We start from the raw sequence: 1313 nt of genomic DNA on the forward strand, positions 1-1313 counted from the left end.
GGCTGTGATGGGGAGGGAAAATTACAGTACCGAAGGTCATGATTTCACACTGCCAAGAAAAGCCTCTAGCCAGGTGATGGTGCCCGTACCGCAAACCGACACAGGTAGGCGAGAAGAGAATTCTAAGGCGCGCGGAAGAACTCTCGTTAAGGAACTCGGCAAAATGACCCCGTAACTTCGGGAGAAGGGGTGCCCCGGTAGTGTGAATAGCACGAGGGGGCCGCAGTGAAAAGGCCCAAGCGACTGTTTAGCAAAAACACAGGTCTGTGCGAAGCCGTAAGGCGAAGTATACGGGCTGACGCCTGCCCGGTGCTGGAAGGTTAAGGGGAGTGGTTAGGAGCAATCCGAAGCTATGAACCGAAGCCCCAGTAAACGGCGGCCGTAACTATAACGGTCCTAAGGTAGCGAAATTCCTTGTCAGGTAAATTCTGACCCGCACGAATGGCGTAACGACTTGGGCGCTGTCTCAACGAGAGATCCGGTGAAATTTTAATACCTGTGAAGATGCAGGTTACCCGCGACAAGACGGAAAGACCCCATGGAGCTTTACTGCAGCTTGATATTGGACTTTGGTACGATCTGTACAGGATAGGTGGGAGCCTTTGAAGCCTGAGCGCCAGCTTAGGTGGAGGCGACGTTGGGATACCACCCTGATCGTATCGGAGTTCTAACCTAGGACCGTGACCCGGTTCGGGGACAGTGTCAGGTGGGCAGTTTGACTGGGGCGGTCGCCTCCTAAAGAGTAACGGAGGCGCCCCAAGGTTCCCTCAGAATGGTTGGAAATCATTCGAAGAGTGCAAAGGCATAAGGGAGCTTGACTGCGAGACATACAGGTCGAGCAGGGACGAAAGTCGGGCTTAGTGATCCGGTGGTACCGCATGGAAGGGCCATCGCTCAACGGATAAAAGCTACCCTGGGGATAACAGGCTTATCTCCCCCAAGAGTCCACATCGACGGGGAGGTTTGGCACCTCGATGTCGGCTCATCGCATCCTGGGGCTGAAGTAGGTCCCAAGGGTTGGGCTGTTCGCCCATTAAAGCGGTACGCGAGCTGGGTTCAGAACGTCGTGAGACAGTTCGGTCCCTATCTGTCGTGGGCGTAGGAAATTTGAGAGGAGCTGTCCTTAGTACGAGAGGACCGGGATGGACGTACCGCTGGTGTACCAGTTGTTCCGCCAGGAGCACCGCTGGGTAGCCAAGTACGGACGGGATAAGCGCTGAAAGCATCTAAGCGTGAAGCCCCCCTCAAGATGAGATTTCCCAATTAGTAAGACCCCTTGAAGACGACGAGGTTGATAGGTTGGAGGTGGAAGC

General features: G+C 54.8%; 1 rRNA gene. It reads left to right on the forward strand.

The window, feature by feature from the left end:
* Positions 1–1313: ribosomal RNA gene (locus AB4Y43_RS40370) — 23S ribosomal RNA — on the forward strand; the annotation flags it as partial.

Origin of the sequence: Paraburkholderia sp. BR10872 (genome assembly GCF_040965835.1) — a bacterium.
Lineage (GTDB): Bacteria > Pseudomonadota > Gammaproteobacteria > Burkholderiales > Burkholderiaceae > Paraburkholderia > Paraburkholderia nodosa_A.